We start from the raw sequence: 24,083 nt of genomic DNA, 5'->3' as shown, positions 1-24,083 counted from the left end.
GTCCTGGCGTTGAGCGTGCTTGCGTTCGCAACCAGGTCTGTGTTTCGACCGCGGCACGCGTGCCGATCCATCTCGTGCGTAGTTCCGATGCGGCGTCATACCTTGCCCCACGGGAATGTGCTAAATTGCCTGGCTGGAACCTCTCAGATGGGGACGCTTGTCGGATTGTGAGTAGGTCTCTCTTGCCGCAGCGATTCAACGAAACCGAAGTATTTCAATTCGGACCGTTCCGCCTGATCGTGTCCGAAAGATTGTTGCTGAAGGAGAATGAGCCGGTTGCGCTGGGCGGCCGCGCGCTCGACATCCTGATTGCTCTGCTCGAACAGGCAGGGGAGGTCGTGAGCCACAGAGAATTGGTGAAACGAGCCTGGCCGGATGTCACGGTCGAGGAGACCAGTCTTCGGGTCCATATTGCCGGGCTCCGCAAAGCGCTCGGCGATGGGCGGGACGGCGCGCGTTATATCACCAACGTGACTGGCCGAGGCTACTGCTTCGTTGCGACGGTACAGAGCCCAACGCAAGACGGTATGCATGAGCGAATTCCGGTCGGGCGCGCCAAGATCGAGACCTTGCCCGCGTGCTTGCAGCGAATGGTTGGCCGCGATGAAACCATCGATGCCTTGCGTGCGCAGATCACGTTTCGGCGGTTCGTCAGTATTGTGGGGCCCGGCGGGGTTGGCAAAACAACCGTGGCGGTGGCCGTTGCTCATGAGATGGCGATCGAATTTCCCGAAGCCGTATGCTTCGTCGATCTCAGCGCCATCCAGGACAGTGCACTTGTTGTTCCTGCCGTCGCGTCATCGATCGGATGTCTCGAACAGACCCAGGACTCCTTGCCCCGGCTTCTGGCTTTTGTTGCAGACAAGCGAATCCTTCTGATCCTCGATAGCTGCGAGCATCTGATTGAGCCGGTAGCAATCCTGGCTGAGAGGATGTTCCGCGAAGCGCCGCTCGTGCACATTATCGCAACCACGCGTGAAGCATTGCGGGTCGAAGGCGAGAACATTCATCTGCTTCTCGCTCTCGAGAGCCCACCAGACGAATTGAGCGTCACGGCGGCCAGCGCGTTAGCGTTTCCCGCCGTGCAGCTTTTCATGGAGCGAGCGGCTGCCGGTGGATACCGGCACGGCCTTACAGATGACGAAGCACCGGTCGTCGCTGACATTTGTCGGAAGCTCGATGGGATGCCACTGGCAATCGAGCTGACGGCCGGCAGGACGAGCACTTACGGTATCAACGGACTGTCACGGCTGATCGACGAACGCTTGATGCTGGTCTGGCAAAAGCGGCTGAGCGTGCCACGGCACCAAACGCTCCGGGCAATGCTTGATTGGAGCTATGATCTCCTATCCGAAGACGAGAAGGCCATTCTATGCGCCCTGTCGATTTTTATAGGGTCATTCACCCTCGAGAAGGCGCAGGCCGTCACTTGCGGGCTGGATAGCGCCGGATTGCCGGTGACAAACGTCGTTGCGAACCTGGTCGACAAGTCGCTCATCTCGGTCGCACAAACTGAAAGCGCGACCGCATATCGGCTCCTCGATACGACCCGAGCCTATGCCGCGGTCAAGTTGAAGGAAAGTGGTCAGGCTGACCAAATTGCCAGGCGGCATGCACTGTACTACGCAGAACGCCTCGCGGGGATGCGGGCGACGATCCCAAGGGGGCGTGATCTAACCGTGTATTCGCGACAGCTCGGTGATATCAGAGCGGCGCTCGAATGGAGTTTTTCGGAAGGAGGCGACAGTTCGGTCGGGGTTGCACTCGGCTCCGGTGCGGTGCCGCTGCTGCTGGGCATGTCGATGCTGGCCGAGTGCCGGCGCTGGTGCCTGCAGACGATCGCGGCGTTATCCGAAGAAGATCGCGGAACAAGGCTCGAGCTCGGCCTCCAGCTTTCATTGGCGACGGCGTCGAACCATGGCCATAGCGATGGTGCCGAGGTAGACGCCGCGCTGGAGCGAGGGCTCAGTCTGGCCGATTCATTGAGAGACACCGAATATCAGTTGGAATTGCTGGTCGGTCTCAATCTTTATCGGACACGTCTTGCCGATTATGGCAGCGCGCTGGCCGCGGCGGAGCGCTATGCGGCCATAGCCCGCGAGTCTGGCGGCGCGCGAGAGGCCGTGACTGCAGAATGGATGCTGGGCGCGACTCATCACTTGGTGGGAGATCAGGCCGCCGCGCAGCGCAGCTATGACAGCGGATTCAGGCTGGCGGCTGCAACCGGCGTAAGAGACGTGCATTCGTTCGGATACGACCACCAGGTCAGGGCATTGATTGGGTACGCACGGACGCTGTGGCTCAGGGGTCTTCCAGATCAGGCAGCCCAATTTGCCTATCGGGGCATTGAGGTCGCCGAGAGACAGGGACAGCCGGTCTCGCTCTGCATCAGCCTTGTCTACGCTGCGCCCGTGTTCATGTGGCGAGGGGATCAGCGAATTGCAGAGGATCTCATAGCACGGCTTGTCGCTCATGCTGGCAGGTACTCGCTGGTAATGTACCATGCCGGCGGCCTCGGCCTGCTCGGCGAGCTCATGCTGGCGAAGGGCGACACCGAGGGTGGCATCGAGACCCTGCGCGCCGCGTTGTCGACGCTGCGAAGCGAGAAACGATACATTCTCTCGTCATCGTTCTCTCGCGCCCTGGCCGAAGGCCTGACCCAGACCGGACATTCTGCGGAAGCCACGATTATCATCGATGCGCTCCTGACCGAAGTCGAACATGGCTCCGGAACGTTCGAGCTACCCGACCTGCTGCGAGCTCGCGCTGCCGTGCAGATGGCGGCGTCGCCCGACGACTGGCCTGCGGCCGAGGTCTTGCTCATTCGTTCGCTCGACTGCGCGCGGAGTCAGTCGGCGCTTGGATGGGAACTGCGTTCCGCACTCGCGTTGGGCCGGTTGTGGGCGGACCATGGACGTTCGGACGAGGCACGAAGCCTGCTTGGCGACGTCTATGGACGCTTTACGGAAGGATTCAGCACGGCCGATCTGGTGGGGACAGAATGTCTTCTTCGAACGCTCGGGACGCGGATTTCGCAATCGTGAATTCGCTGAGCCAATGCGGTCCGGCAGGACACCGCGGAACCATCGTCTGCAACATTCAGCACGGCGTGGAATCGGCCGTTTCTGCTGTAACCACAGTTCACCAAATTTGAAATTTTGATGTAACGGGAGACGGCGACTGTACTCTTGAGCGCCCGCGGAGCGATACGCAATGAGGGCAGCAAATTGATGGTGCGATGAACGCGAACAGACGAGAGCGGCATAATGCGGCAAATGGTGATGATCGGCTTCCTGCAGGCACAGAACTGCACCACGCTGCCGAGCTCGTGGCGGCATCCGGAGTCGCGAAGCGATTCGATGTCGGTCGAATACTATCAGGAGATCGGCCGCATTCTGGAGGCCGGGAAATTCCACATGGCCTTCTTCGACGACAGGCTGGCGATGCCGGACCGTTACGGCAACGACCACGCGCATGCTGTCGAATATGGCATCCGCTGCGTGAAGATGGACCCCATCGTGGTGCTCACGACGATGGGAATGGTCACGGACAAGCTAGGGCTCGGCTCGACCTGCTCGACGACCTATTTCGAGCCGTTCGATGTAGCCCGCCGCTTCGCAACGCTCGATTTGATGACAGGCGGCCGTGCCGCCTGGAATGTCGTTACCTCCGTCAATGACGGCGAAGCTCTCAACATGGGCAAGGACGAACATCTCGAGCACGATCTGCGTTACGACCGTGCCGACGAATTCATGGAAGTCGTGCTGGGCCACTGGGATACTTGGCAAGATGGCGCGTTGATCGTCGACAGGAAGAGCAATCGCTTCGCCGATCCGACCAGGGTGAAGCGGCTGGATCACAAGGGAGCGTTTTTCAAATCGCGCGGCCCTTTCACCGTGCCGCGCTCGCCGCAAGGCCATCCTGTCATCATCCAGGCCGGTGCGTCCGGCCGCGGGCAGCGTTTTGCCGGCCGATGGGCAGAGGTGATCTTCAGTCCGTTCCCCAGCTTCGCGCTGGCCAGGCAGGGCTATGACGCGGTTCGGCGCGAGGCTGCGCAAGCAGGTCGCGATCCGGATCAGATGTTCGTCTGCAAGCTGACGACGCCGATCTGCGCGGCAACCAAATCGGAGGCCGAGGACAAGATGGCGCTGATCGAGAAATTGCCGCTGGAAATCGAGACGCTGTCACTGCTCGCCGAAGGCCTCAACTTCGATTTCGGCGCAAAGCCGATCGACGAGCCGCTGACCACAGAAGAGCTTCAGAGCATGCAGGGCATGACTGGCATTCGTGACTACGTACTCATGGGTTCCGGCAAGACCAATCCGTCGACACGCGACTTCGTCACCTACTCCGGCCGCGCCAAGCCTCACGATGCGATCGTCGGCGGACCAAAGGAGGTCGCCGACAAACTGGAAGAGATGTTCGTCGGTCGCGCCTGTGACGGCTTTGTGATCGCCGCAACCCACGTGCCCGGCTCTTACGCCGACTTCGTCAAGCATGTGGTGCCGGAACTGCAACGGCGTGGGCTCTTCCACAGGGATTATGCCGGAAAGACGCTGCGCGAAAATCTCGGGCTGAAGCAGCCACCGGCTGGCGCGTGGAAAACAGAGCCGCGCGCCGCGGCCGAATAGAGGGCCACAACATCGCACCTATCGCGAGCGCCTGGGCCAAGCTTGCGCGTTTACAGTTCTTAACACCAATCAACTCGCCAGCTAGTCGTGTGTGCTCCAGTTTGTGGCAAGGTCCCTTCATCGGCTGGAGCAATGACCATGCCACGTCCTTCTTCGCCGCCGTTCAGTTGGAAGACTGCAACGGAGAAGGTTCGAGCCATGGAAGATAGTTGGAATAGCCGTGAAGCGAGGCTGGTGGCGCTTGACTACACGATCGACAGCGTCTGGCGAACTGGCATCGAGTTCTTGTCCGGCCGCGCCGCGATTGAGGTGTTTCTAGCGCGCAAATGGGCCGCAAAGCACGAGTACCGGCGCATCAATGAACTCTGGGCCGTTGCCGACAACAGGATCGCTGCACGGTTCGCATACGAATGCCACGATGCAAGCGGCAATTGGTACAGGGCTTATGGAAATGAAAACTGGGAGCTGGACTCAGATGGCCTGATACGGCAACGCTTCGCCAGCATCAACGAGCATCCGATTATGGAAGGCGACAGAATATTCCTGTGGCCTCTTGGGCGAAGGCCTGATGATTTTCCCGAACTCAGCGATTTCGATTTCTAGCAAGCACGGACGTTCCCGGGTGCTTTTTAAGCCCGATGGGACGCGATCGGCCCCTGCCGTTCGGCCATATAGCGGCCTGGAGTTGTGCCGAGCGCTTTCCTGAACATCGTCACGAAACTGCCCGCGCTCTCATAGCCGAGATCGATGGCCACCTGCTGAATCGTTGCGCCGCCCGCCAGCCATTGCAGCGCGAGCATGATGTTGAGCTGCTGCCGCCAGCGGCCGAAGGTCATGCCGGTCTGCCGGGCAATCATGCGCGCGAGTGTCCGTTCGCTAAGCCCGGCGCGCCGGGCCCAGATCTCCATCGTTCCCTGGTCGGAAGGATCGGCCATCATCATTTCGACGACCTTGCGCAGCCGACGATCCGTTGGCATCGGCAGATGCAACTTGCCAACCGGCGCCACGGCGACTTCGTCGAGCAGGAGGGCCACGAGATGCGTCTCCATGCCCCCCTCGGGGTAAGCGATTGGGAAGCTGGCAGACCGGACCAGGAGCTCGCGCAAGAGTGGCGTGACCGAGATCGTGCAGCAGTCTGGGGGCAGGTTCGGCGCGACCGCGGGATCGATGAAAGCATTATAGCCTTCGATCGCGCCCGCAACCTTGATGCTGTGCGATACGTCGCCCGGAATCCAGATTGCGCTTTGCGGCGGCACGATCCAAAGGCCGCCCTCCAGCTCGCAGGCGAGAACGCCACGCAACGACAGAAGGAGCTGCGCTTTCCGGTGACTGTGAAAATCGAGCTCGATGCCGGTCGTGACCGTCGTAATGCCGTAGGTGACCACGGCGCGCGGCACCTCATCCGGGTCGACGAAGTCAGCCGCGTCGCTCAGATCAGTAAGGATTGGCATTCCAGGCGGTCCGGACTTCGCAATATGGCAGGTTGGCAGGAATTCAAAATATATTGTCAGAATTCCCTGATGCTGCCAACCGCTCCACGGCCTATCGAGATGATCGGCGCAGCGCCAAACTTTGGTGGCCTCGCGAGGGACTTTTCGATGAGCAAGCAGATCGCCACGGTCGCGGAACTCGAAGCGATCGTTGGCAAGACGCCGCTGCCAATGACGCTCAAGGTGATCGATCATCTTGATGAAGGTGCGTTGCATTGGATTCGGCTTTCACCGTTTGGCTTTACCGCCTTCAGTGACTCCTCTCGCATCGCGGTCACAATGGCGGGCGGAAAGCCCGGCTTCGCATCGGCCAGCGCGCACGAACTGCGGCTACCCACCGCGTTGCTCGATGATGCGGCGCTAGCCCGGCCTGGTGTCGGGTTCGCCTCCCTGTTTCCGCTTCCAGGCATCACCGAGACGCTGCGAGTCAACGGAAGGGTAGCCGAGGTACGGCACGACGAAATCTGCATCGCGGTGGAGGAATGCTACGGCCATTGCGGCAAGGCGCTGATCCGCTCGGATTTCTGGACGGCGGCGCCGATCGCTGTGGCGCCATCGAATCTCTCGGCCTTCATCGCTGATTGCCGTTTCCTTGCGCTGGCCACCACGGATGCTCAGGGCCGCGCCGATCTCAGCCCGAAGGGTGATCCTGCCGGCATGATGGCGCATCTTGAGGGCCCGCGGCTGTGGTTTGCCGATCGCCCGGGAAACCGTCGTGTCGACAGTTTTCGCAACATCATCGCTCAGCCTCGCGTCGCCGCCGCGCTGCTCATTCCTGGTTCGGCCCATATCGTGAGGTTGTCGGGGACAGCCCACATGACCGACGACGAAGCCGTGCGCGCGCAGTTCCGGGTTCAGGACAAGACGCCGGTGCTCGCCATAGGGATCGACGATCTCAGCATCACGATGTCCGAAAGCCCCGCCCTCGTTCGGGCGCATCTCTGGCCGGCGGCCGACCGTCCCGTCATCGACCCCGCGAAGGTCTTCAGCGAGCATATCAAGCTCAACAAGGCCAACGGACTTGGAGCCCGGCTGACGAGCGCCGCACTATCCGTTCCCGGCGCGACGAGCCTTCTGAAGAAGGGCCTGGAGCACGAATACAAAAACAATCTCTACTGACCGCCGTTGGGCGTCTTCCCGATCGATATAGTGACGCTGTTAATTCTTCATTCCGGTGATCGAGGTGCTGACCGCCCGTGGATCGCGGAGCGGCCAGCGGCCGCAATCTACCTGGGCGAGGAAATCGCCGACGATCCGGTTGTACTCCTCCGGCTCCTCGATATTGATCGCGTGTCCCGAATTCGGCATCACCGCAAGCGCAGCCGACGGAATGCTTTGCTTCATGAGAATGCCCGGCAGCAGGCACGGCCAATCCTCATCGCCCGTGATGATCAACGTCGGCACGGTGATGCGCTTCATCTCCTCGACCAGCGCATAAAGCGAAGGCCGCTCCTTCTGCACCCCTTGCTGCGTGTTGGCCGATCCGGTCGCCGAATGTTCCGCCAGCATGGCCTTGAACTCGGCGTGGCCGCGCGGATCCTTGTTCTGATACTGCACGCGCGTCGGCCCGTAGGCATAGCGCTCGGCGAACGCCGGCATGCCGTCGCGCCGGATCATGCCGGCGATCACGTCGGCCTCAGTGCGGAACGCCTCGCGCTTGTCGGGCTCGGCGCCGTAGCCGCAGCCGCCGATGCAAAGTGACAGCGCCCGCCCGGGGTGACGCAGGCCGAAATGCAGGGTCGCGAAGCCGCCCATCGACAGGCCGACGATATGCGCCTGCCGCTCGCCGATATGATCGAGCACCGCGAGGATGTCGTCGGCGGCGCGTGCCTGCGAATAGGATGAGACCTGCTCGGGCACGTCGGATGGCGGGAAGCCGCGCGCGTTGAAGGCAATGCTGCGATAGCGCTTGCCGAAATGCCGCATCTGCAGCTCGTAGCTGCGCAGATCTCCGGCGAATTCATGAACGAAGATGACAGGACGGCCGGCTCCCGTTTCCTCGAAATAAAGCCGCACGCCGTCATCCGTTGTCGCATAGGGCATGTTGATCTCCCGTCGTCAGAAATTGGCCGTCGCCGCTGGCTTGCTCCGCGGCAAATAGGTGCCATGGCCCTTGGCGCCGACCAGCATGCCATCGTCGACCACCACGCGCCCGCGCACCATGGTCAGCACCGGCCAGCCGGTGACCTCGAGCCCCTCATAGGGCGTGTAATCGGCGCCATCATGGATAAGCTCGTGGCCGATCGTGACCTTGCGCTTCGGATCCCACAACGCGATGTCGGCGTCCGATCCCACCGCGATCGTGCCCTTGCGCGGATAGAGGCCGTAGATCTTGGCGTGATTGGTCGCGCTGAACGCGACGAAATCGTTGAGGTCGATGCGGCCCTTCACCACGCCTTCCGAGAACAGGATCGGCAGCCGTGTCGCGACGCCAGGGATGCCGTTCGGCACCCAGCGGAAACTGGTGCGGCCCTTGGGCGCGAGCTTTCCTTGCGGATCGTCATAGCGGAACGGGCAATGGTCGGACGAAAAGACCGAGAACACCTTTTGCTGCAGGCCTTCCCAGCACGCCTGCTGGCTCGCGAGGTCGCGTGGCGGCGGCGAGCACACATATTTGGCGCCTTCCATGTTGAGCTGTTCCAGATCCTTCGCGGTCAGGACCAGATATTGCGGGCAGGTCTCGCCCATCACCTTCAGTCCGCGTTGCCGGGCGCGGCGGATTTCCTCCATCGCGTCGCGGTTCGACACGTGCACGATCATGATCGGCACGTCGACGAGTTCGGCCAGCGAGATGGCGCGATGCGTGGCCTCGCGCTCGACCGGGATCGGCCGCGAGGTCGCATGAAAGTGCGGCGCGGTCTTGCCGGCGCGTTCGAGACGGTCGGTGAGGAAGCGGATGGCGTCGAAGTTTTCCGCATGCACCATCAGCATGGCGCCCGTCTCGCGCGCGACCGACATGGTTTCGAGCAGTTCGCGGTCGGATAGCGCCAGCCCTTCATAGGTCATGAACACCTTGAGCGAGGTATAGCCGTCCTCCACCAGCGCCGGCAGCTCCTGGCCGAGCACCTGCTCGGTCGGGTCGGTGACGATGAGGTGGAAGGCGACATCGACGTGGCATTCGCCGTCCGCCAGCGCGTGATAGCGCCGCAATGCCTCGCGCAGCGTCTGGCCTTTCTCCTGCAGGCAGAACGGCAGCACGGTGGTGTTGCCGCCGAACGCCGCTGAGCGCGTGCCGCTGGCAAAGCCGTCGGCCATGACGATGCCGTCGCTGGACGGCTGCGCGAAATGCACGTGGCTGTCGATGCCGCCGGGCAGCACCAGACGACCGGTGGCGTCAATGATCGTCTCCGCCGCGCCGAGATCGTGGCCCAAAGCAGCGATCTTGCCGCCCTGGATTCCAACGTCGCAGGCAAAGGTATCGGCGGCGGTCGCAACGGTGCCGCCGCGGATGATGGTGTCGAACGGCATCAGTTGGACCCTCCTTCCGCATCATGTCGCGGCCGATGCTCGATGACCGCGGCCAGCGGCTCTGCCAGCCCAATGGTCGCCTTGGCATCGGGACGGCGGAACGTCCCGGCGACGGGCTTGCGCAGCTTAAGCACGGCAAGCGTCTCGGCCTGCCGCACCGCGGCCGCGATCGGATCGATCACAGGCACTGGAATGCGATGGCTGACCTTGGCGGCAAGGCCGGCCAGCGGCGCGCCGGAAAGAATGACGACATCGGCGCCATCCTGTTCGACGGCGCGGTTGGCGAGCGTCACCAGCATGTCTTCCTTCTCGGCCTGGACATCCGCAATGGATCGGAAGCCATCGTCGAGTGTCCGTATACCGGCGCAACGCGCGGACAGACCATGCATGGCAACGCATTCCTGGTACCAGGGCGCAAGCGCGCGGGCGAAGGTCACGATGGAAAATCGCTGGCCCACCATGCAGGCGGTCAGCATCGCGGCTTCGGCCAGGCCTACGACCGGAATGTCGAACAGTTCGCGCGCCCCGAACAGGCCGGGATCGCCAAAGGCGGCAATGATCGCTGCATCGATGCCCGTGCTGGCCTCCGCCAGCATTTCCAGCGCGATGGCGCCGCCGATCTGGGCCTCGGCGCGGGTCGCAATATAGGGCACGCCGCGGCTGGCGGTCATCGCCACCAGCTCGGTGCCGGGGGAGGCCACTTGCGCGCCGGCCGCATGGAGCAGATCGGTCACCGCTGACGTGGTGTTGGGATTGAGCAGCAGGATCTTCACGGCGCGGCCTTTCTCGTGATGCCGCGCATGTTGGGCCGGGCCTTCGCCGGGCTGGCATCATCCGCATCGCCATCCAGTGTGGCGGCCATGATCTCGCCGGTGCGGCGGACATGCTGGCCGAGCAGCCGTCCGGCGCGGTCGGCATCGCCGGCCCTGAGTGCGGCCAGGATGTCCTGATGCTCGCGCACCGATTCATCCCATCGCCCGTGGACCGACAGGGCGAAGAAGCGCGCCCGCTCCACCCGCGCCAGCAGGATATCATGCGTGGTCTTCAACACCGCGTTGCGGGCGAAGCCGACGATGGCGCTGTGAATCTGCTGGTTGATCTCGAAATATTCGCGCAGCTCGCCGCGGTCGTGGTGCCATTCGATGCGCTCCTGCAGCGCCTGAAGTCGCTCCACATCGCGCTCGACCATTCGCGTCGCCGCAAGCTCGGCGGCGCAGCGCTCGATCCCACTCACCGCCTCGAACAGCTCGGTCAATTCATCGCGCCGGAACGGCGCGACGATGGCGCTGCGGTTGAGGCGCAGCTCGACCAGACCTTCAGCCGCCAATTGTTTCAGGGCCTCACGGAGCGGCGTGCGCGAGATGCCGAGCGCCTCGGAGAGGTCGGCTTCGAGCAATTGCTCGCCGGGGAGAAGATCGCCGCGCACGATCAGCGTGCGAAGCCGCGTCGCAGCCTGCTCATGCAGGCCGGTTCGCGGCACGCGCAGCCGCCGCCGTTGCAGTGCCGTCACGCCGCGGCGCGATTTGGGCGCTTTCCTGGTCTTGGTCGCTTTGGTCTCAGCCACGGTCAGTTTTCGTTCCGGTTATCAATCTCCGCACCTTCGAGTGTCCCGTGGATCGCGTCAATCCGATTGTCCGTCGCCCTCGATCGGGATTTGAAACAGGCTGCCCCAGCCGCGGATGCGTGATGGATCAACGCCGGTTGCAGCCAGGCACGCCCACAGGGTCACCGCGATCGAATCGAACACGGGGATGTTAAGCTTCGCCTCGAGCCGCGCGGCGGCGCCGGCGCCCCGCATATTGGTACAGACCACCGCGACCGCGTCGCAGCCCTCGCGCGCGACCTCTTCGATCAGTCTCGCCACCTCGGCCTCCGGCACTTCGGCGAAGGAAAAATTGTCCTGCAGCGAAAGATGGCGTTCGGCAACGCAGTGCAAGCCTTCGGAAGCCCAGTTGGCGATGATCCTGTCCTGCACGTCACGGCGATAGGGCGTCACCAGCCCGATGCGCTCGGTCTTGCCGCGCCGGAACTGGTCGCGGTAGGCAAGCACGGTGGTGCAGGCCTTGATGCCGGTTGCGGCGGTGATCCGCTCGCATAATTGTTCGTCGCGCTCGAAGCCGAGCCAGCTCGCCGATGTTCCATTCCAGGCAATGACGTCCACTTTCGCATGCGCCAGCAGCTCGGCGGCGCGCAGGATCTCGCTGTCGTCGAACTGGCGCAGCGCGGATTCGGACAGCGCGATTTCAGTCACCTTGAAGCGCGAGAAATGCGCCGAGACATCGGCGATGCCGGCCAGCATCGCATAGGTGATCGGCTCCAGCGCGGTGTTGGACGAAGGGGTCAGCATGCCGAGCCGGACCGGACCAGTCATGTTGCAGCCTTGATCATATGCGGCCGTTCCATACTGCTACACCGGCAATTTGCGGCTGTAGTCGATCAGCGTCGAGCAGATCAACAGCGCAACGCCGGCGGCAGCGAAGAACATCAGGGCCAGGAAGTAGGAGCCGGTGGCCTGGACGATCAGGCCCACGATCAGCGGCGTCATGATGCCTGCAATGTTGCCGCCGAGATTCATGCACCCGCCGAGGAAGCCCGATTTGTCGCGCCCCGCGAGCGCGGAAGGGATGGCCCAGTACATCCCGCACCAGCGCAGGAAGAACAGCGTGGAGGACAGCAGCACCACGACCGTTACCGGGTCGCGCACATAGGCCACCAGGAAAATCGACACCGTCGCCATGATGGCGGCAATGCCGAACAAGGTGCGGAATACCAGGTTTGGCGCACCGCCGCGGCTGCGCCAGGTGTCGCCGATCCACCCGCCGACCAATTCGCCGACGAAGCCCGCAAAGAAGATGATGAAGGATGCGCCGCCGAGCACCTTGATGTCGAAATTGTGCACCTTGAACAGATAGGTCGGCATCCACGTCAAGAGGCCATAGAAGGTGGTGTTGAAGAACATCCAGCCCAGGCACATGCACCAGACCGAACGGAAGCGGAAATACGCCATCCAGCTTCCTCCGGAGGAGGGCGGCGTGGCGGCGTCTTCCAGCGCGTGCGCCTGTTCGAGGTAGCGCGCTTCGGCCTCGTTGACCGACGGGTGCTGCCGCGGTTCGTTGCGGATGTAGTACCAGGCCCACACCCCGCATAGCATCGTGCCGACGCCGGCGATGACAAAGGCGATGCGCCAGGAATCGAAAGCGGCGATCAGCCAGGCGATCACGATCGAGCCGAGCGCGGCGCCGAGTGGCGCGCCTCCGTCGAGCAGCGTCGCGCCACGCCCGCGCTCGTTCTGCGTCATCCAGATCGCGTTGAGCTTGCCGCCCGCCGGATAGATCGGCGCTTCCGACGCGCCCAGTCCCAGCCGGGTCAGCAGCAACACCCACCAGTTGGTGGCCACTGCTGCGATCGCCTGGAAGGCGCCCCAGAAGATCGTCGCGAGCGCGATCACGATCCGCGGCTTGTAATGGTCGGCGAGCAAGCCGCCGGGGATTTGCATGGCGGCGTAGGTCCAGAAGAACGAGCTCAGGATCAGGCCCTGCATCGCAGGATCGATGTCGAACTCCTTGGAGATCAGCGGCATCGCGACCGAGAGCGAGGCGCGATCGATGTAGTTGATCGAGATCAGGAACAGCATCAGCAGGAAGATGTTCCAACGCACGCCGGTCGGCCTGACGGCGCCTGTCGCTCCGATGGCGGACACCTGATCGCTCATTGCTCCCTCCCAACTGCCGGCGGACTTCCAGCGACCGTCTCCATTGACGGTCATCCGTCCCCTGACGTCGCCAAGTCTGGTTCAATCCAGGATGAGCGGCAACAACATTTTGTATGCTGCATGCAATATCTAGTATCATATTGATATATATGACATTATTTTGGAAAAATATTCGCGATGCTGAAATTTTTATCGCGCGCCTGATTACGAACTGAGCGTCGCGATACGGCCCGGTCGGCGGCCGTAGAGGATGCGTTGCGGCCACTCAGACTTTGTCGAAAATCGTTGGCGGCTCCCTGCAATCGGGATTGCGCATTTCAATTCAGATCGATAGATTTGAATGTCGTTAAAAAGAGCGGATAGCGGCGTGAGATTTGCTGGACCGGCTGCTCTGACAAACTTCGCAGGCAAGTCGTGGAAATCAAGCAGAACTTCGTCGTGTCGCAGCCTCTCCCCACGGTGTGGGCGTTCTTCCATGATGTTCCGCGCGTTGCGGCGTGCCTGCCGGGCGCAGAATATCTCGGCACAAAAGACGATGGCTCGATCACTGGAAAGGTCTCCGCCAAGGTTGGGCCATTCCAGGCGAGCTTCGAAGGCGAAGCAAAGGTCAGATACGACGAGGACGCAAAGAAGGTCGAGTTCGAGGGAAAGGGCGTCGACAGAAAAGGCGCCAGCCGCGGCAAAATGTCGATGCTGTGCAAGCTTCTTCCCGAAGGCAATGCCACCCGCGTCGATGTTCTTGCTGACGTCCAGCTCTCCGGCAGCATCGCTCAGTTTGGAAGAACCGGGCTCATCGCGGAGATCGCCAATCAGCTTGTCGCCGAATTCGTGAGAAATGCCGAAACCGAACTCGGCGCCCGAAGCGACGCGGCGGCGGCCGACAATGCTCAGGCGGGCTCGTCGACCACATCGGTCGCGCAATTCCCGCCTGGTTCTGGAGCGGTCAAGCCGCTCAACACCACCTCGCTGGTTCTTGCGGCCTTGAAGGGGTGGTTGAGCTCGCTCTTCAAGAAGGCTGCGTAAGCCAATCAACGCAATCAACGGAGTTCGCGCGATGAAGATCGTCGACTTGTCTCACCTGATGAATGTGCACACGCCCGGCTGGGTCGGATATGCCGGCAACAAGATGTACTATGCGCAAAATCTGCAGACGATCCACATCGTCGCACAGCGGATCGACTCCGCGCTCCATGTCGGAACCCACATTGACGGTGCGATGCACGGCACGGATGGGATGGGCGACATGGCGTCCTATCCTCTGGATTTCCTGGTCGGACCGGGGGCGGTCGTCGATGTGTCCAAACACATGGAGGATTGGGCCGTCATCACTCCCGAAATGATCGAGAGTGCGCCGGTTGACGTCAAGGACGGCGACATCCTCATCATTCACACCGGCTGGCACCGCTATTGGGAAGGCAAGCCGCAGCAGGATCTGGTGAAATACTTCTGCATGCATCCCGGAGGGAAGCAGGAACTGCTCGATTGGATGCTGAAGAAGAAGATCAAGTGGTTCGGGATCGATTGCGGCTCCGGCGATCACGCCATGAACACCACGATCCGGCGCATGCGGCCTGATCTTGCCAAGCAATTCGAGGCCAAGGTCGGCATGAGCTGCGACGAGTTCTTCGGAAAGAACGCGTACACGCATAAGCGTTCCGGCCGAAAGGTCGTCGAAGACTATTTTCCGTTTCACTCGCAGGCATTTCAGGAAGGGCTCATTCACGCTGAGAATGTCGGCGGCGACATCGAGTTGATGCTGAACAAGCGCGCTGTCATCGGCGCTTTTCCCTGGCGCTATGAAGGGCTCGAAGCCTGCCCTTGCAGGATTGTCTGCTTCCAGGACGTCGAGGAGAACGTCGAAGCCGTCGGTGACGTGGCGAAGGCGATCTTTGGGCCGCGCCAGATTCCGTCGGGCATGATGTCAGGTGGCCCGGACGGCCGTTGACCCGTTGCGCGACAAGCGGGGCTGCGATCGTTCAGCGGATGGAGCTACTTTGAACGTCGTCTTGCTTGCTGGGCGCGCTTGCGATGGGCGGCCTGCTTCGCCCGATTGCCGCACACCGCCATGCTGCACCACCTGCGCGCGCGGCTTCGGGTGCGATCGACGAACAGCAGCGTGCAATCCGGTCCCTCGCAGGCTTTCACGTAGGTGAAATCCTCGGTGCAGACGAGGTCGGCCAGCGACCGCGCCAACGGGAGAAGCAGCGACTCCGGTGATTGCCAGCGCCGCCGTCGTCGCCACGCGAGGCCAGAAGCTCCTCCATGGCCATGCTGGCGCTTGTTCGGCCGATCACGCACCGCGATCTGACCGAACTCGTCGTCGCGCGCCAGCAGTTGGTTGAGCGGTTCGAGCTGGCGCAGGGCATTCGGCTCAATGGGCCCACCCATATGCCTGTAGACAAACGGTTTGAACCAGTCCCGCAGCGCACGCGCCTGTGCTGCAATGGCATCCAGCTCGCCGGGGAGAGTACTCTTCCGAAACGCGTTCAGCACCTCGTTCGGCACCAGTCCGGCCTGTTTCAGCCACGCCAGAAGATCTTCCCCCGAGGCCAGCCACTCGACCTTGACATCCACCGGGACCGCAATGGAATTCAAGAAGTCCAGTCCTGGGTTGTCGGCGATGAAGAACGGTGGCGGGCGCTTGGCTGTCACGGGGTTTCCAGAGATGCCGGCAAAGACCGATGAGCCGGAAACCTGAAATATAGCCGCTGGCGGCTTGCCTTCAATAACCTCCGCAAGGCCATTTCCATGGTTATAGACGTGGCCCTGCGGCCGACCATCTTGCGCCGCGGTCTCTAAGTATTATAGGCATGTGCGACAAGCACCACCGGACCATCGGTCCGCTCCAGTGCACGCTCAAGGGCCGCGACATCATCTGACAATGACGTCAGGGGGATCGGAGCGGCGAGGACCCTCAATCCCTTGGATTGCAGCGACTTGATAACGCGTGTCCAGCTAGAGCCGTCGGCCCAAGCTCCGTGAACCAACACCCGCTTTGGATTGCGAAGTCAGGCGATTGGTGGCCGGGCGGCGCTTGTTGGCGATCGGTCGCTTTCAGCGAGATCCGATCGAATCGTGTCCCGGTCTGACATTGGGTGGCTCGGGGCGGAGATATACGATCAGGCAGAGGCAAATCAGGGCCATCCCGCCGATCGGATATTTGAGCGCAACAACCCCGGCCAATGCGAAAAGTCCGAGAGTCACGAATGAGCGGACCCGCATCATCCGGCGCGCGCTGGCTGGTACGTCCTTGCTCCGGGGCCGGTCGATCGCTTCCATGCACAGGAGCAAGTACGTCGCGTTCACCAGAACGAAGACGCCAGCGTAAAATGAGACAGGAACTGCAGCTAGCTGCGTTTGTGCGATCCAGGCCGTCGAGAACGGCATGAGCGAAACCGAGAACAGATGCGCGAAATTCGCCCAGATCAGACGGCCGGTCGCGATATCGGCATAGTGAAAGAGATGGTGATGATTGATCCAAACGATAGCAATGAAGAGATAGCTGACGGCATAGCTCACGGCGGAAGGCCACAATGAGATAAGCGCCTGGAAGCTCCGGTCTTGAGGCGGCTTCAATTCGAGCACAAGGATCGTGATGATGACCGCGAACACTGCGTCCGAAAACAGGCTCAACCGATCCGGTTTCGCTTCCCGCGCTGTCATCGCGTTGTCCCTTGATCTGCGAGCCTAGAGGGCTTTGGAGCTTGCAACGGCTCGATCGAACGGATGGTCGTCGCCCTGCCAATAGACGAGTGGGCAAGAGCCTGTAGAGCTGCGGACCGCGCAAACGCGGCCGGCGATGATGGCGGATCACAATATCGCTTGTCGGGGTGCCGATACCACACTTGGCCAGCGGAGCATTAGATGTCCTTTGCGGCGCGCGCGGCGCGGCGCTTCGGAGGATGAGCGGGCGTCGTTGCGGCAATGACGTCGCAGGAGACCAACGCAGCCAGTCTCTTCAGGCCTCGATGGATGTTGATCTTGACGAGCGGTGCAGACTGGCCCGTGACGCCGGATGCGCGCGCAATGCTCAGGCCGTCGAGCTTCACGAGGCGGATCACGGTGGCTTGAGCGGGCTTCAGCCGGCCAAGCAGATCGTCCATCGCGGCGGCACTTATCGCAGCTCCCTCGTGGTCATCGGTCGATATGTCTTCGTCGAGCGGTAGCGCGGCGAATCGGGACGCATCACGGATGCGATCGATCCCCTTGTAGCGTGCAATTGCCATGACCCACGCCCCGAAAGCTCTCGACGGTGCGTATGTGTGCCGCTTGGCATGGATCGCGAGGAGTGTATCCTGCCTTGCATCATCGGATGCAGGATATGGAAGACGGCGCGCGTAGTAACGACGGAGCCAGACGTCGATCTCGCGGAGCAACTGCTCGTAGGCCGGGCCGTCGCCATTTTGTGCGGCGACCATCAGGCTGCCCCATCGCTCGGAACGGCTATCCCAATTCGCAGATCGTAACGCTGTCTGCGTTTTTCGCGATGACCGACCCGCAAAGTCGAACGATAAGAGCTTCTCGGCCGCATTCCGGGCGCGCTCGGTCCAGGCGGATGCCGGGCAATCGATTGTCTTATCGTTGATGGTGCTCATTTGGAGAGGCTCCTCGCGATGCAATCAAGAAAGGCGCTGGTTTCGAACGGCTTTCTGAAAAGACCGTAGGCGCCGACGGCCATCGCCTCATCGTCCAGCCGCTGGTCAGGCAGGGCCGTGATGAGGATGACAGGTGTGGTGATGCCCCCTTCCTGGAGGCTTCGCGCGAGCTGAAGTCCACTCATTCCGGGCATGTGAATGTCAGCGACGATGCAGTCCAAGCTGAACAGGTTGGGCGATGCCAGGAACGTCTCTGCCGAGGCATAAGGCTCGGCGCGATAGCCGACGGAGCGCATCAGATCCACAAGGGCTGAGCACAGCGCTTCATCATCGTCGACGATTGCGAGAAATGGGCCTGTCACCGGGTGCAAACTCGCCCGCGCGAACGCGCGTAAACGCCATGGGAAGAAGACGCTTTCCCCGCTGAGACGGAGTCGTTGCGCGTTCGGCATTTGCGGCGAGGAGGAGTGTTATACAACCGAGAAGGGATGTGCATGGCATCATCTCCCTGGTGGGCAGAGGCCATCCAGTGCCGAATGGCGGCACGAGGTGGAGCTGCACCATGCTTTCGGCCGCGATGGGGCGCAATCTCTCGGTTGTGACGTCTACGCCCATACCTTGGTATGGCGTGGCTGCGGCCGGCTCTGACATCGCCCGAAGGCAGGGCGTCGCATGCCTGTTTCACCTGTCGGAGGCGAGAGCCTCCGCTATCCGGGCGAGCGTCGCAACCGATCTTGCTCCCAACTTTCGCATGACGCTGCCACGATGCATCTTCACGGTGACTTCGCTGATCGACAGTTCGCTCGCGACCTGCTTGTTCATGAGCCCGGACGCCACGAGGGCCATCACTTGCCGTTCCCGGGGTGTCAGGAGCGCATACTTCTCTCGCAATTGCGCGATCTGCGCAATGTCCCGGCGTCGAGCTTGGTCGATTCGAATCGCCGCGGCCACGGCATCGAGCAGATCCTGATCCCTTATCGGCTTCGTGAGGAAGTCGATCGCGCCGGCCTTCATGGCCTTCACGGACATTGGAATGTCGCCAAAGCCGGTCATCAAAATGACTGGCAGATGGATGTCGATGCCCGTCAAATATTTCTGGAGCTCCAAGCCGCTGGTGCCCGGCAACCGGACGTCCAGCACCAGACATGCGGGTGCATCAGGCAAATCGACATCGAGAAACTCCGAGGCCGATCCATGCAACATGACTTGATAGTCCATGGAGCGAAGCAGGTCTCCCAACGACTCACGAACCTCCTCGTCGTCGTCGACGATGTGAACAAAGGCCGACGACGACATTCTCGATTGCTCCCCGCCATCTCGTTCGATCTGTGCGGGAGAGTGAAAGTCAACATCCCGCCATGCGTCGTGGGTTCTGTCGCCCATAACCGTTCTCCATGGACACCAACAATCCTGCGGCACCACGCGTGGGAGCAGTTCGTCTGTTTCCGCCGCCGCATGTCCCGGCGGTCAACCCCGCCATGCGGCACGCGAGAAATTTTCCATGACGATCGGCGTCCCCTGTAACCAAACCAGTTTACCCCACGAAAGATAGTCACGTGAGATCGGTCTGGATGGACCGGAACAGCCATATCAAGAAGTGCCATAACCGTCGAGGCGGTAACGGACAAGTTACTGCGCCCGCGTGAGGCGGAACCCTGCATGTGGTCAAGGGAGATACCAACAGATGACGGACAAGACAGACGTCGCGCGTCGCACCCTGCTCCGTGCAATCACCGCAGCTTCCGGTACGGCACTGTCGTTCACCCTGTCGCAACGCGCCGCCGCTCAGACGATTGGCGAGGCCGCATCGGCCGCTTCCGATCATTTTGAGACGGCGGAGATCGATGTCGGTGACAACACCATTTTCATCAGGCGTTACGGGAAAGGATCCCCGCTGCTCATGGTGCATGGGTTTCCCCGAACCGGCCTGATGTGGCGCCACGTAGCGCCCGAGCTCGCGAGCAGGCACACGGTGATCTGCGTCGATCTACGCGGCTATGGCCGCAGCGGCGTGCCCGCTTCCGCCGAGGATCACTACCCTTATTCCAAGCGAGCAATGGGGAACGAACTTGTGGCGGTGATGGACAAGCTTGGATTCTCGAAGTTCGATCTCGTCGGGCATGACCGTGGTGGCCGCGTTTCCTATCGCCTCGCGCTCGATCATCCGGAAAGGGTGCGCCGTCTGGCCGTGTTCGACGTCATCCCGATCTCGGAGGGATGGTCCCGCGCGGATGCAAAGTTCGCCATGACGTACTGGCCCTGGATTCTTCTGTGCCAGCAGGCGCCGCTTCCGGAAAGGTATCTCCTGGGCGCACCCGGCGCGGTATTCGACAATCCGTTTGGCCAGGGCTCCTTTGGCCCCGATGTCAGAGCGGCGTACACCGAAACCTATCGCGATCCGGCTCGGGTGCACGCGATCTGCGAGGAGTATCGCGCGGCTGCATCCCTGGACATCGAGCACGACAGGAAGGACAGGGAAGACTCGCGGCGTATCGCCTGCCCGATGCTGCATCTCTGGGCTGCCGGCGGACCGCTCGATACCTTCTACGAACAGGATGGTGGCTCATTGGGAATCTGGCGGAGATGGGCCGACGATGTACAGGGACGGGCCATGAAAGGCGGTCACTTCTTTCCCGAAGAGAACCCCACGGAAACAACCGAAATCCTGGACGCCTTCCTATCTGCTTGATCCGCGAAAGGCAGTCACGTGGAATTGAGCTGGATGGACTGGAACGGTCACGTAGGTATAGTAACCATTTAGCCCGTTATAAGATGGTTACTAGCTCGAGCAAGGCAGGAACTCTTCATGACCAGGATTCATTACCGGAAGGCCGACGTCGACGGGTTCAAGGTATTCTACCGCGAGGCCGGGCCGGCTGATGCGACAGCACTGCTGCTGCTTCACGGGTTCCCAAGCGCCGGCCATATGTTTCGCGAGCTGATCCCGGCCTTGTCGGATCGCTTTCGCGTGATAGCGCCTGATCTGCCCGGCTTCGGCCAATCCGACATGCCGTCTCGCGACAGCTTTTCATACACGTTTGACCGATTGGCCGACGTGATCGAGCGCTTCACCGAAGTGATCGGGCTCGCCCGCTTCGCGATCTATGTGTTCGACTACGGCGCTCCGACCGGTTTTCGACTGGCCGTTCGCCATCCCGAGCGCATCACTGCAATCATCTCGCAAAACGGCAACGCCTATGAGGAGGGGCTGAGCGAGGGATGGAATCCGATCCGGGCCTACTGGCAGGATCCTTCGCAGGCCAATCGCAACACGCTCCGATCCTTCCTCGCCCCCGAGGCGACGATCTGGCAATATACGCACGGCGTGCCCGACACGACCTCTGTGTCCCCGGACGGCTATTCACTCGACAACTTCTATTTGGCTCGCCCCGGCGCCGGCGAGGTCCAGCTCGACCTGTTCGGCGACTACAAGAGCAACGTCGTGCTTTACCCGGTCTTTCAGGAATACTTCCGCAAGCACAAGCCGCCGTTCCTGGCGGTTTGGGGCAAGAACGATCCGTTCTTTCTGCCGCCAGGCGCGGAGGCGTTCAAGCGCGATATTCCAGGCGCGGAAGTCCGCTTCTTCGACACCGGCCACTTTGCGCTTGAGACTCATTGCGTGGAGATCGCTGCAGCGATCCGCGATTTTCTTTCGCGCGTGAAGTGAGACGTACCGCCGGAATTGACCCTTTCCAGAGAGTGATCCGATGCGCGCAATTGTCCTCGAAAAATTTGGTGGCCTCGACAGCCTGGTGATCAAGGAGATTCCGGAGCCTGAGCCGAAGGCGGGACACGTCGTCATCCAGGTAAAGGCGTTCGGCATCAACCACGCCGAGATGCATATGCGCAGGGGCGAGTGGGCGGAGGCCGCTCCCGTCAGCGGCATCGAGTGCGTCGGCCTCGTCAAATCCTGTCCCGGTGGCGAGTTTCCGATCGGCGCCAAGGTCGCCGCGCTGATGGGCGGGCTCGGTCGCACGATCAATGGCAGTTATGCCGAATATACCCGCGCACCGGTTTCAAATGTCGCGCGGATCGAAGCGGACCTGCCCTGGGCCGAACTCGCCGCGATTCCCGAAACCTATGCGACCGCATGGACTTGCCTGTTCCGCAATCTCGAGATCAAGAAGGGGCAATTGCTCGTCATTCGTGGCGCAACCTCCTCGTTCGGTCAGGCGGCGCTCAAGATGGCCGTCAATGCCGGAGCCCGCGTGATCGCAACCAGCCGTAACCGCGATCGCTTCGCCATGCTTGAAAAGCTCGGGGCCGAGCGCTGCGAAGTCGAGCGCCGCGATTTGTCGAAGGTCATTCCCGAGGCGAAGAAGATCGACGCGGTGCTCGACCTGGTGGGCAATACCGTCATGCTCGATTCCCTCGCCATGCTTCGGCGGGGCGGCCGTTCCTGCCTGGCCGGTTGGCTTGGCGGGCTCGATCCGATCCCCGACTTCAACCCGCTGCTGCAAATGGCCAGTGGCGTCTATCTGACCTTTTTCGGCAGCTTCGTGTTCGGGACCGAGGGCTTCCCGCTCTCGGACGTGCCACTTCAGCAGATCGCTGCGGACGCCGCGGCGGGCCGGCTCGACGTGAAGCCCACCCGTATTTTCCGTTTCGAAGAGATCCGCGAGGCGCATCGCGTCATGGAGGCCAATGAGGCCACAGGAAAAATGGTCGTGGTCCACGCGTGAGCCCAAGAACCAAGAATCCGGACAGAACAAAGCAAGGCACCATGACCAAATCGGTAGCGATCGTAACCGGCTCAAGCTCCGGTATCGGTAAAGCGACTGCAATCAGATTATCCCGTGATTTCTCAGCGGTCGTCCTCGCCGCGCGAAGCGCCGCCGAGCTCGGCGAGGCCGCCGAACAGGTGAGGGCGAACGGGGCCGAGCCACTTGTGATCGACCTGGATCTGATGGCTCCGACCGCCGCCGAGACTGTCGTCAGCCGGACATTGGCGAAGTTCGGCCGGATCGACGCGGTGCTGAACATCGCCGGTGCAGTGCCGGGAATCGATTTGTTCCAGATGGCGGACGAGCAGTGGAGTGCGGGCATGGAGCTGAAGCTTCATGGGGCCCGCCGGCTGACGCTTCGAGCATGGGAGGCCTTGAAGGCGGCAAAGGGCGCGGTGGTCCTCATGGCCGGCAACACTGCGGAAGTGCCAGGCGCATCGGCCGCCGCGGTCGGAGTCATCAATGCCGCGATCGTCGCTTTGGCCAAGGCCTTTGCCGATCGCGGGCTCACGGATGGCATCCGGGTGAACAGCGTCTCTCCCGGGCCCGTCATGACCAACCGGCGGCTGGCGATGATCGAAAGATGGGCCTCGGCACGTAACGTCAGCCTCGCGCAGGCGAAGCAGACGCTTCTGACGCAAGCCGGCATTTCTCGCTATGGCGAGCCGCAGGATATCGCCGAACTGATCGCCTTTCTGGTTTCCCCTGCCGCGCAGTGGATGACCGGCACCCAGCTTCGCATCGATGGCGGCGAAGTGAAGTCGATCTAGTTTTGTGCGAGCCGATCCGCCGTTGCGTCGCGTGAAAGCGACCATCGCTACAATCGTGGTCCATCTCATACACACCGTTGTGAATTAGCGCCCGTAACGACGGACGCCGCCCATGCGTACCGGATGTCATGAACTTCAACGCGGTGTAGTCGATCTCAGACGAGGAAAGAGATGATCCACATGAAGACATCGTTCAATGTCGCCGAGAAAGGCGACGGGTCTTACCGAATGCTGGCCATCCTGCGCTGGGTCATGGTCGTCATCTTCGTGTCGTTTGGCATGCAGAAGTTCACGTTGCAGTCGGCGCAGGGCATCGTTCAATACATCAGCAATAGTCCATTCATTTCGTGGTTATCGGTGTTTGGTCTCCGGGGAGAAGCGTATTTCCTCGGCGTTGCCGAGCTTGGTATCGCGGTGCTTCTTGCAGCGGGCGCATTCAGCCCGATCCTGTCAGCGGTCAGTTCGCTCCTGGGCGTGATTACCTTCGCCATCACCTGGTCGTTCTTCTTCACGACGCCGGGTGTCGTCAAATGGAGTTGGTCGACCGACCCGATGGCCTGGAACCTGACCGGCGAATTCATATTCAAGGATATCGTCCTGCTCTGCGTCTGCATCGTGTTGTTTCTCGCCTCCTTGCCGCGATCTTTCATGGGGTCACGCAAGACGTAAGACGGTTCCTGTCCTCGTCGCTGC

General features: G+C 61.6%; 23 protein-coding genes and 1 pseudogene. 11 read left to right on the top strand and 13 right to left on the bottom strand.

What is annotated here, in order from left to right; all coding sequences use genetic code 11:
* The first annotated feature begins 182 nt into the window (after positions 1–182).
* From ACVJGD_RS19660 to ACVJGD_RS19650, 3 genes are all read left to right on the top strand, one after another.
* Entirely contained in the window at positions 183–3,044 is a 2,862-nt protein-coding gene (locus tag ACVJGD_RS19660; protein ID WP_456635895.1) for an ATP-binding protein, read from the top strand.
* Positions 3,045–3,263: 219 nt separating this feature from the next.
* On the top strand, positions 3,264–4,631 hold the full coding sequence (locus ACVJGD_RS19655; protein ID WP_456640302.1) for an LLM class flavin-dependent oxidoreductase: 1,368 nt from the start codon (positions 3,264–3,266) through the stop codon (positions 4,629–4,631).
* Between the two features lie 138 nt (positions 4,632–4,769).
* Positions 4,770–5,234, top strand: a complete 465-nt coding sequence (locus ACVJGD_RS19650) for a DUF1348 family protein (protein ID WP_456640301.1) — start codon at positions 4,770–4,772, stop codon at positions 5,232–5,234.
* A gap of 26 nt (positions 5,235–5,260) precedes the next feature.
* Here ACVJGD_RS19650 and ACVJGD_RS19645 read toward each other — a convergent pair whose 3' ends face one another.
* Positions 5,261–6,082 (bottom strand): AraC family transcriptional regulator, encoded by an 822-nt coding sequence (locus tag ACVJGD_RS19645; RefSeq protein WP_456635894.1) that lies wholly within the window; start codon positions 6,080–6,082, stop codon positions 5,261–5,263.
* 147 nt (positions 6,083–6,229) lie between these two features.
* Between ACVJGD_RS19645 and ACVJGD_RS19640 the strand changes: the two genes are divergently transcribed.
* Positions 6,230–7,240, top strand: a complete 1,011-nt coding sequence (locus tag ACVJGD_RS19640) for a pyridoxamine 5'-phosphate oxidase family protein (protein WP_456635893.1) — start codon at positions 6,230–6,232, stop codon at positions 7,238–7,240.
* A gap of 39 nt (positions 7,241–7,279) precedes the next feature.
* On the opposite strand, the gene ACVJGD_RS19635 is transcribed toward ACVJGD_RS19640, so the two are convergent.
* From ACVJGD_RS19635 to ACVJGD_RS19610, 6 genes are read right to left on the bottom strand one after another with little or no spacing between them, the layout of a single operon-like run.
* Entirely contained in the window at positions 7,280–8,164 is an 885-nt protein-coding gene (locus ACVJGD_RS19635) for an alpha/beta fold hydrolase (protein WP_456635892.1), read from the bottom strand.
* Between the two features lie 15 nt (positions 8,165–8,179).
* Positions 8,180–9,589 carry a dihydropyrimidinase gene (gene hydA / locus ACVJGD_RS19630; protein ID WP_456635891.1) on the bottom strand — a complete coding sequence of 470 codons (1,410 nt, stop codon included), beginning with the start codon at positions 9,587–9,589 and terminating at the stop codon, positions 8,180–8,182.
* Positions 9,589–10,362 (bottom strand): aspartate/glutamate racemase family protein, encoded by a 774-nt coding sequence (locus ACVJGD_RS19625; protein ID WP_456635890.1) that lies wholly within the window; start codon positions 10,360–10,362, stop codon positions 9,589–9,591. Before ACVJGD_RS19625 ends, hydA begins: the two co-directional genes overlap by 1 nt.
* Positions 10,359–11,153, bottom strand: a complete 795-nt coding sequence (locus tag ACVJGD_RS19620; protein ID WP_456635889.1) for a GntR family transcriptional regulator — start codon at positions 11,151–11,153, stop codon at positions 10,359–10,361. The genes ACVJGD_RS19625 and ACVJGD_RS19620 overlap by 4 nt, the downstream gene beginning before the upstream one ends.
* A gap of 57 nt (positions 11,154–11,210) precedes the next feature.
* On the bottom strand, positions 11,211–11,960 hold the full coding sequence (locus tag ACVJGD_RS19615) for a maleate cis-trans isomerase family protein (protein WP_456635888.1): 750 nt from the start codon (positions 11,958–11,960) through the stop codon (positions 11,211–11,213).
* Between the two features lie 36 nt (positions 11,961–11,996).
* Positions 11,997–13,301 carry an MFS transporter gene (locus ACVJGD_RS19610; RefSeq protein ID WP_456635887.1) on the bottom strand — a complete coding sequence of 435 codons (1,305 nt, stop codon included), beginning with the start codon at positions 13,299–13,301 and terminating at the stop codon, positions 11,997–11,999.
* A 414-nt stretch (positions 13,302–13,715) separates the two neighbouring features.
* On the opposite strand from ACVJGD_RS19610, the gene ACVJGD_RS19605 reads away from it, so the two are divergent.
* Both ACVJGD_RS19605 and ACVJGD_RS19600 read left to right on the top strand, forming a co-directional pair.
* Positions 13,716–14,324 carry an SRPBCC family protein gene (locus ACVJGD_RS19605; RefSeq protein ID WP_456635886.1) on the top strand — a complete coding sequence of 203 codons (609 nt, stop codon included), beginning with the start codon at positions 13,716–13,718 and terminating at the stop codon, positions 14,322–14,324.
* Between the two features lie 31 nt (positions 14,325–14,355).
* A complete protein-coding gene (locus tag ACVJGD_RS19600) occupies positions 14,356–15,246 on the top strand; it encodes a cyclase family protein (RefSeq protein ID WP_456635885.1) in 891 nt (296 codons plus the stop codon).
* A gap of 44 nt (positions 15,247–15,290) precedes the next feature.
* Here ACVJGD_RS19600 and ACVJGD_RS19595 read toward each other — a convergent pair whose 3' ends face one another.
* The 6 genes and pseudogenes from ACVJGD_RS19595 to ACVJGD_RS19570 all read right to left on the bottom strand — a co-directional run bounded on the left by ACVJGD_RS19595 (position 15,291) and on the right by ACVJGD_RS19570 (position 19,192).
* Positions 15,291–15,953, bottom strand: a complete 663-nt coding sequence (locus tag ACVJGD_RS19595; RefSeq protein WP_456635884.1) for a CGNR zinc finger domain-containing protein — start codon at positions 15,951–15,953, stop codon at positions 15,291–15,293.
* A 152-nt stretch (positions 15,954–16,105) separates the two neighbouring features.
* A pseudogene (locus ACVJGD_RS19590) lies at positions 16,106–16,291 on the bottom strand (alpha/beta fold hydrolase); the annotation flags it as partial.
* Positions 16,292–16,355: 64 nt separating this feature from the next.
* Positions 16,356–16,964 carry a TMEM175 family protein gene (locus ACVJGD_RS19585; RefSeq protein WP_456635883.1) on the bottom strand — a complete coding sequence of 203 codons (609 nt, stop codon included), beginning with the start codon at positions 16,962–16,964 and terminating at the stop codon, positions 16,356–16,358.
* A 197-nt stretch (positions 16,965–17,161) separates the two neighbouring features.
* The gene (locus ACVJGD_RS19580; protein WP_456635882.1) at positions 17,162–17,719 is read right to left on the bottom strand and encodes a sigma factor-like helix-turn-helix DNA-binding protein; all 558 of its coding nucleotides are present in this window, start codon (positions 17,717–17,719) and stop codon (positions 17,162–17,164) included.
* 173 nt (positions 17,720–17,892) lie between these two features.
* Positions 17,893–18,348 carry a response regulator transcription factor gene (locus tag ACVJGD_RS19575; protein WP_456635881.1) on the bottom strand — a complete coding sequence of 152 codons (456 nt, stop codon included), beginning with the start codon at positions 18,346–18,348 and terminating at the stop codon, positions 17,893–17,895.
* Between the two features lie 229 nt (positions 18,349–18,577).
* Positions 18,578–19,192 (bottom strand): response regulator transcription factor, encoded by a 615-nt coding sequence (locus tag ACVJGD_RS19570; RefSeq protein WP_456640300.1) that lies wholly within the window; start codon positions 19,190–19,192, stop codon positions 18,578–18,580.
* A gap of 388 nt (positions 19,193–19,580) precedes the next feature.
* On the opposite strand from ACVJGD_RS19570, the gene ACVJGD_RS19565 reads away from it, so the two are divergent.
* The 5 genes from ACVJGD_RS19565 to ACVJGD_RS19545 all read left to right on the top strand — a co-directional run bounded on the left by ACVJGD_RS19565 (position 19,581) and on the right by ACVJGD_RS19545 (position 24,059).
* On the top strand, positions 19,581–20,585 hold the full coding sequence (locus ACVJGD_RS19565) for an alpha/beta fold hydrolase (protein WP_456635880.1): 1,005 nt from the start codon (positions 19,581–19,583) through the stop codon (positions 20,583–20,585).
* A gap of 117 nt (positions 20,586–20,702) precedes the next feature.
* A complete protein-coding gene (locus ACVJGD_RS19560; RefSeq protein WP_456635879.1) occupies positions 20,703–21,563 on the top strand; it encodes an alpha/beta fold hydrolase in 861 nt (286 codons plus the stop codon).
* Between the two features lie 40 nt (positions 21,564–21,603).
* Positions 21,604–22,578: a zinc-binding alcohol dehydrogenase family protein gene (locus ACVJGD_RS19555; RefSeq protein WP_456635878.1), complete on the top strand. Its 975-nt coding sequence runs from the start codon at positions 21,604–21,606 to the stop codon at positions 22,576–22,578.
* 41 nt (positions 22,579–22,619) lie between these two features.
* Positions 22,620–23,390 (top strand): SDR family oxidoreductase, encoded by a 771-nt coding sequence (locus tag ACVJGD_RS19550; RefSeq protein ID WP_456635877.1) that lies wholly within the window; start codon positions 22,620–22,622, stop codon positions 23,388–23,390.
* Positions 23,391–23,570: 180 nt separating this feature from the next.
* The gene (locus ACVJGD_RS19545; RefSeq protein WP_456635876.1) at positions 23,571–24,059 is read left to right on the top strand and encodes a YkgB family protein; all 489 of its coding nucleotides are present in this window, start codon (positions 23,571–23,573) and stop codon (positions 24,057–24,059) included.
* Positions 24,060–24,083: the final 24 nt, after the last annotated feature.

The sequence above is a fragment of the Bradyrhizobium sp. USDA 10063 genome (assembly GCF_054063735.1).
The sequence above is the reverse complement of the archived record's forward strand: the minus strand, read 5'-3'. Positions and strand labels throughout refer to the sequence as shown.

What these genes read in the sequence shown, in the direction of transcription:
- ACVJGD_RS19650 (WP_456640301.1), top strand. Translation starts at nt 4,770, where the DNA reads ATGCCACGTCCTTCTTCGCCGCCGTTCAGTTGGAAGACTGCAACGGAG.
- ACVJGD_RS19645 (WP_456635894.1), bottom strand. Translation starts at nt 6,082, where the DNA reads ATGCCAATCCTTACTGATCTGAGCGACGCGGCTGACTTCGTCGACCCG.
- ACVJGD_RS19640 (WP_456635893.1), top strand. Translation starts at nt 6,230, where the DNA reads ATGAGCAAGCAGATCGCCACGGTCGCGGAACTCGAAGCGATCGTTGGC.
- ACVJGD_RS19635 (WP_456635892.1), bottom strand. Translation starts at nt 8,164, where the DNA reads ATGCCCTATGCGACAACGGATGACGGCGTGCGGCTTTATTTCGAGGAA.
- hydA (WP_456635891.1), bottom strand. Translation starts at nt 9,589, where the DNA reads ATGCCGTTCGACACCATCATCCGCGGCGGCACCGTTGCGACCGCCGCC.
- ACVJGD_RS19615 (WP_456635888.1), bottom strand. Translation starts at nt 11,960, where the DNA reads ATGACTGGTCCGGTCCGGCTCGGCATGCTGACCCCTTCGTCCAACACC.
- ACVJGD_RS19610 (WP_456635887.1), bottom strand. Translation starts at nt 13,301, where the DNA reads ATGAGCGATCAGGTGTCCGCCATCGGAGCGACAGGCGCCGTCAGGCCG.
- ACVJGD_RS19600 (WP_456635885.1), top strand. Translation starts at nt 14,356, where the DNA reads ATGAAGATCGTCGACTTGTCTCACCTGATGAATGTGCACACGCCCGGC.
- ACVJGD_RS19585 (WP_456635883.1), bottom strand. Translation starts at nt 16,964, where the DNA reads ATGACAGCGCGGGAAGCGAAACCGGATCGGTTGAGCCTGTTTTCGGAC.
- ACVJGD_RS19580 (WP_456635882.1), bottom strand. Translation starts at nt 17,719, where the DNA reads ATGGTCGCCGCACAAAATGGCGACGGCCCGGCCTACGAGCAGTTGCTC.
- ACVJGD_RS19575 (WP_456635881.1), bottom strand. Translation starts at nt 18,348, where the DNA reads ATGCCGAACGCGCAACGACTCCGTCTCAGCGGGGAAAGCGTCTTCTTC.
- ACVJGD_RS19570 (WP_456640300.1), bottom strand. Translation starts at nt 19,192, where the DNA reads ATGTCGTCGTCGGCCTTTGTTCACATCGTCGACGACGACGAGGAGGTT.
- ACVJGD_RS19565 (WP_456635880.1), top strand. Translation starts at nt 19,581, where the DNA reads ATGACGGACAAGACAGACGTCGCGCGTCGCACCCTGCTCCGTGCAATC.
- ACVJGD_RS19560 (WP_456635879.1), top strand. Translation starts at nt 20,703, where the DNA reads ATGACCAGGATTCATTACCGGAAGGCCGACGTCGACGGGTTCAAGGTA.
- ACVJGD_RS19555 (WP_456635878.1), top strand. Translation starts at nt 21,604, where the DNA reads ATGCGCGCAATTGTCCTCGAAAAATTTGGTGGCCTCGACAGCCTGGTG.
- ACVJGD_RS19550 (WP_456635877.1), top strand. Translation starts at nt 22,620, where the DNA reads ATGACCAAATCGGTAGCGATCGTAACCGGCTCAAGCTCCGGTATCGGT.
- ACVJGD_RS19545 (WP_456635876.1), top strand. Translation starts at nt 23,571, where the DNA reads ATGAAGACATCGTTCAATGTCGCCGAGAAAGGCGACGGGTCTTACCGA.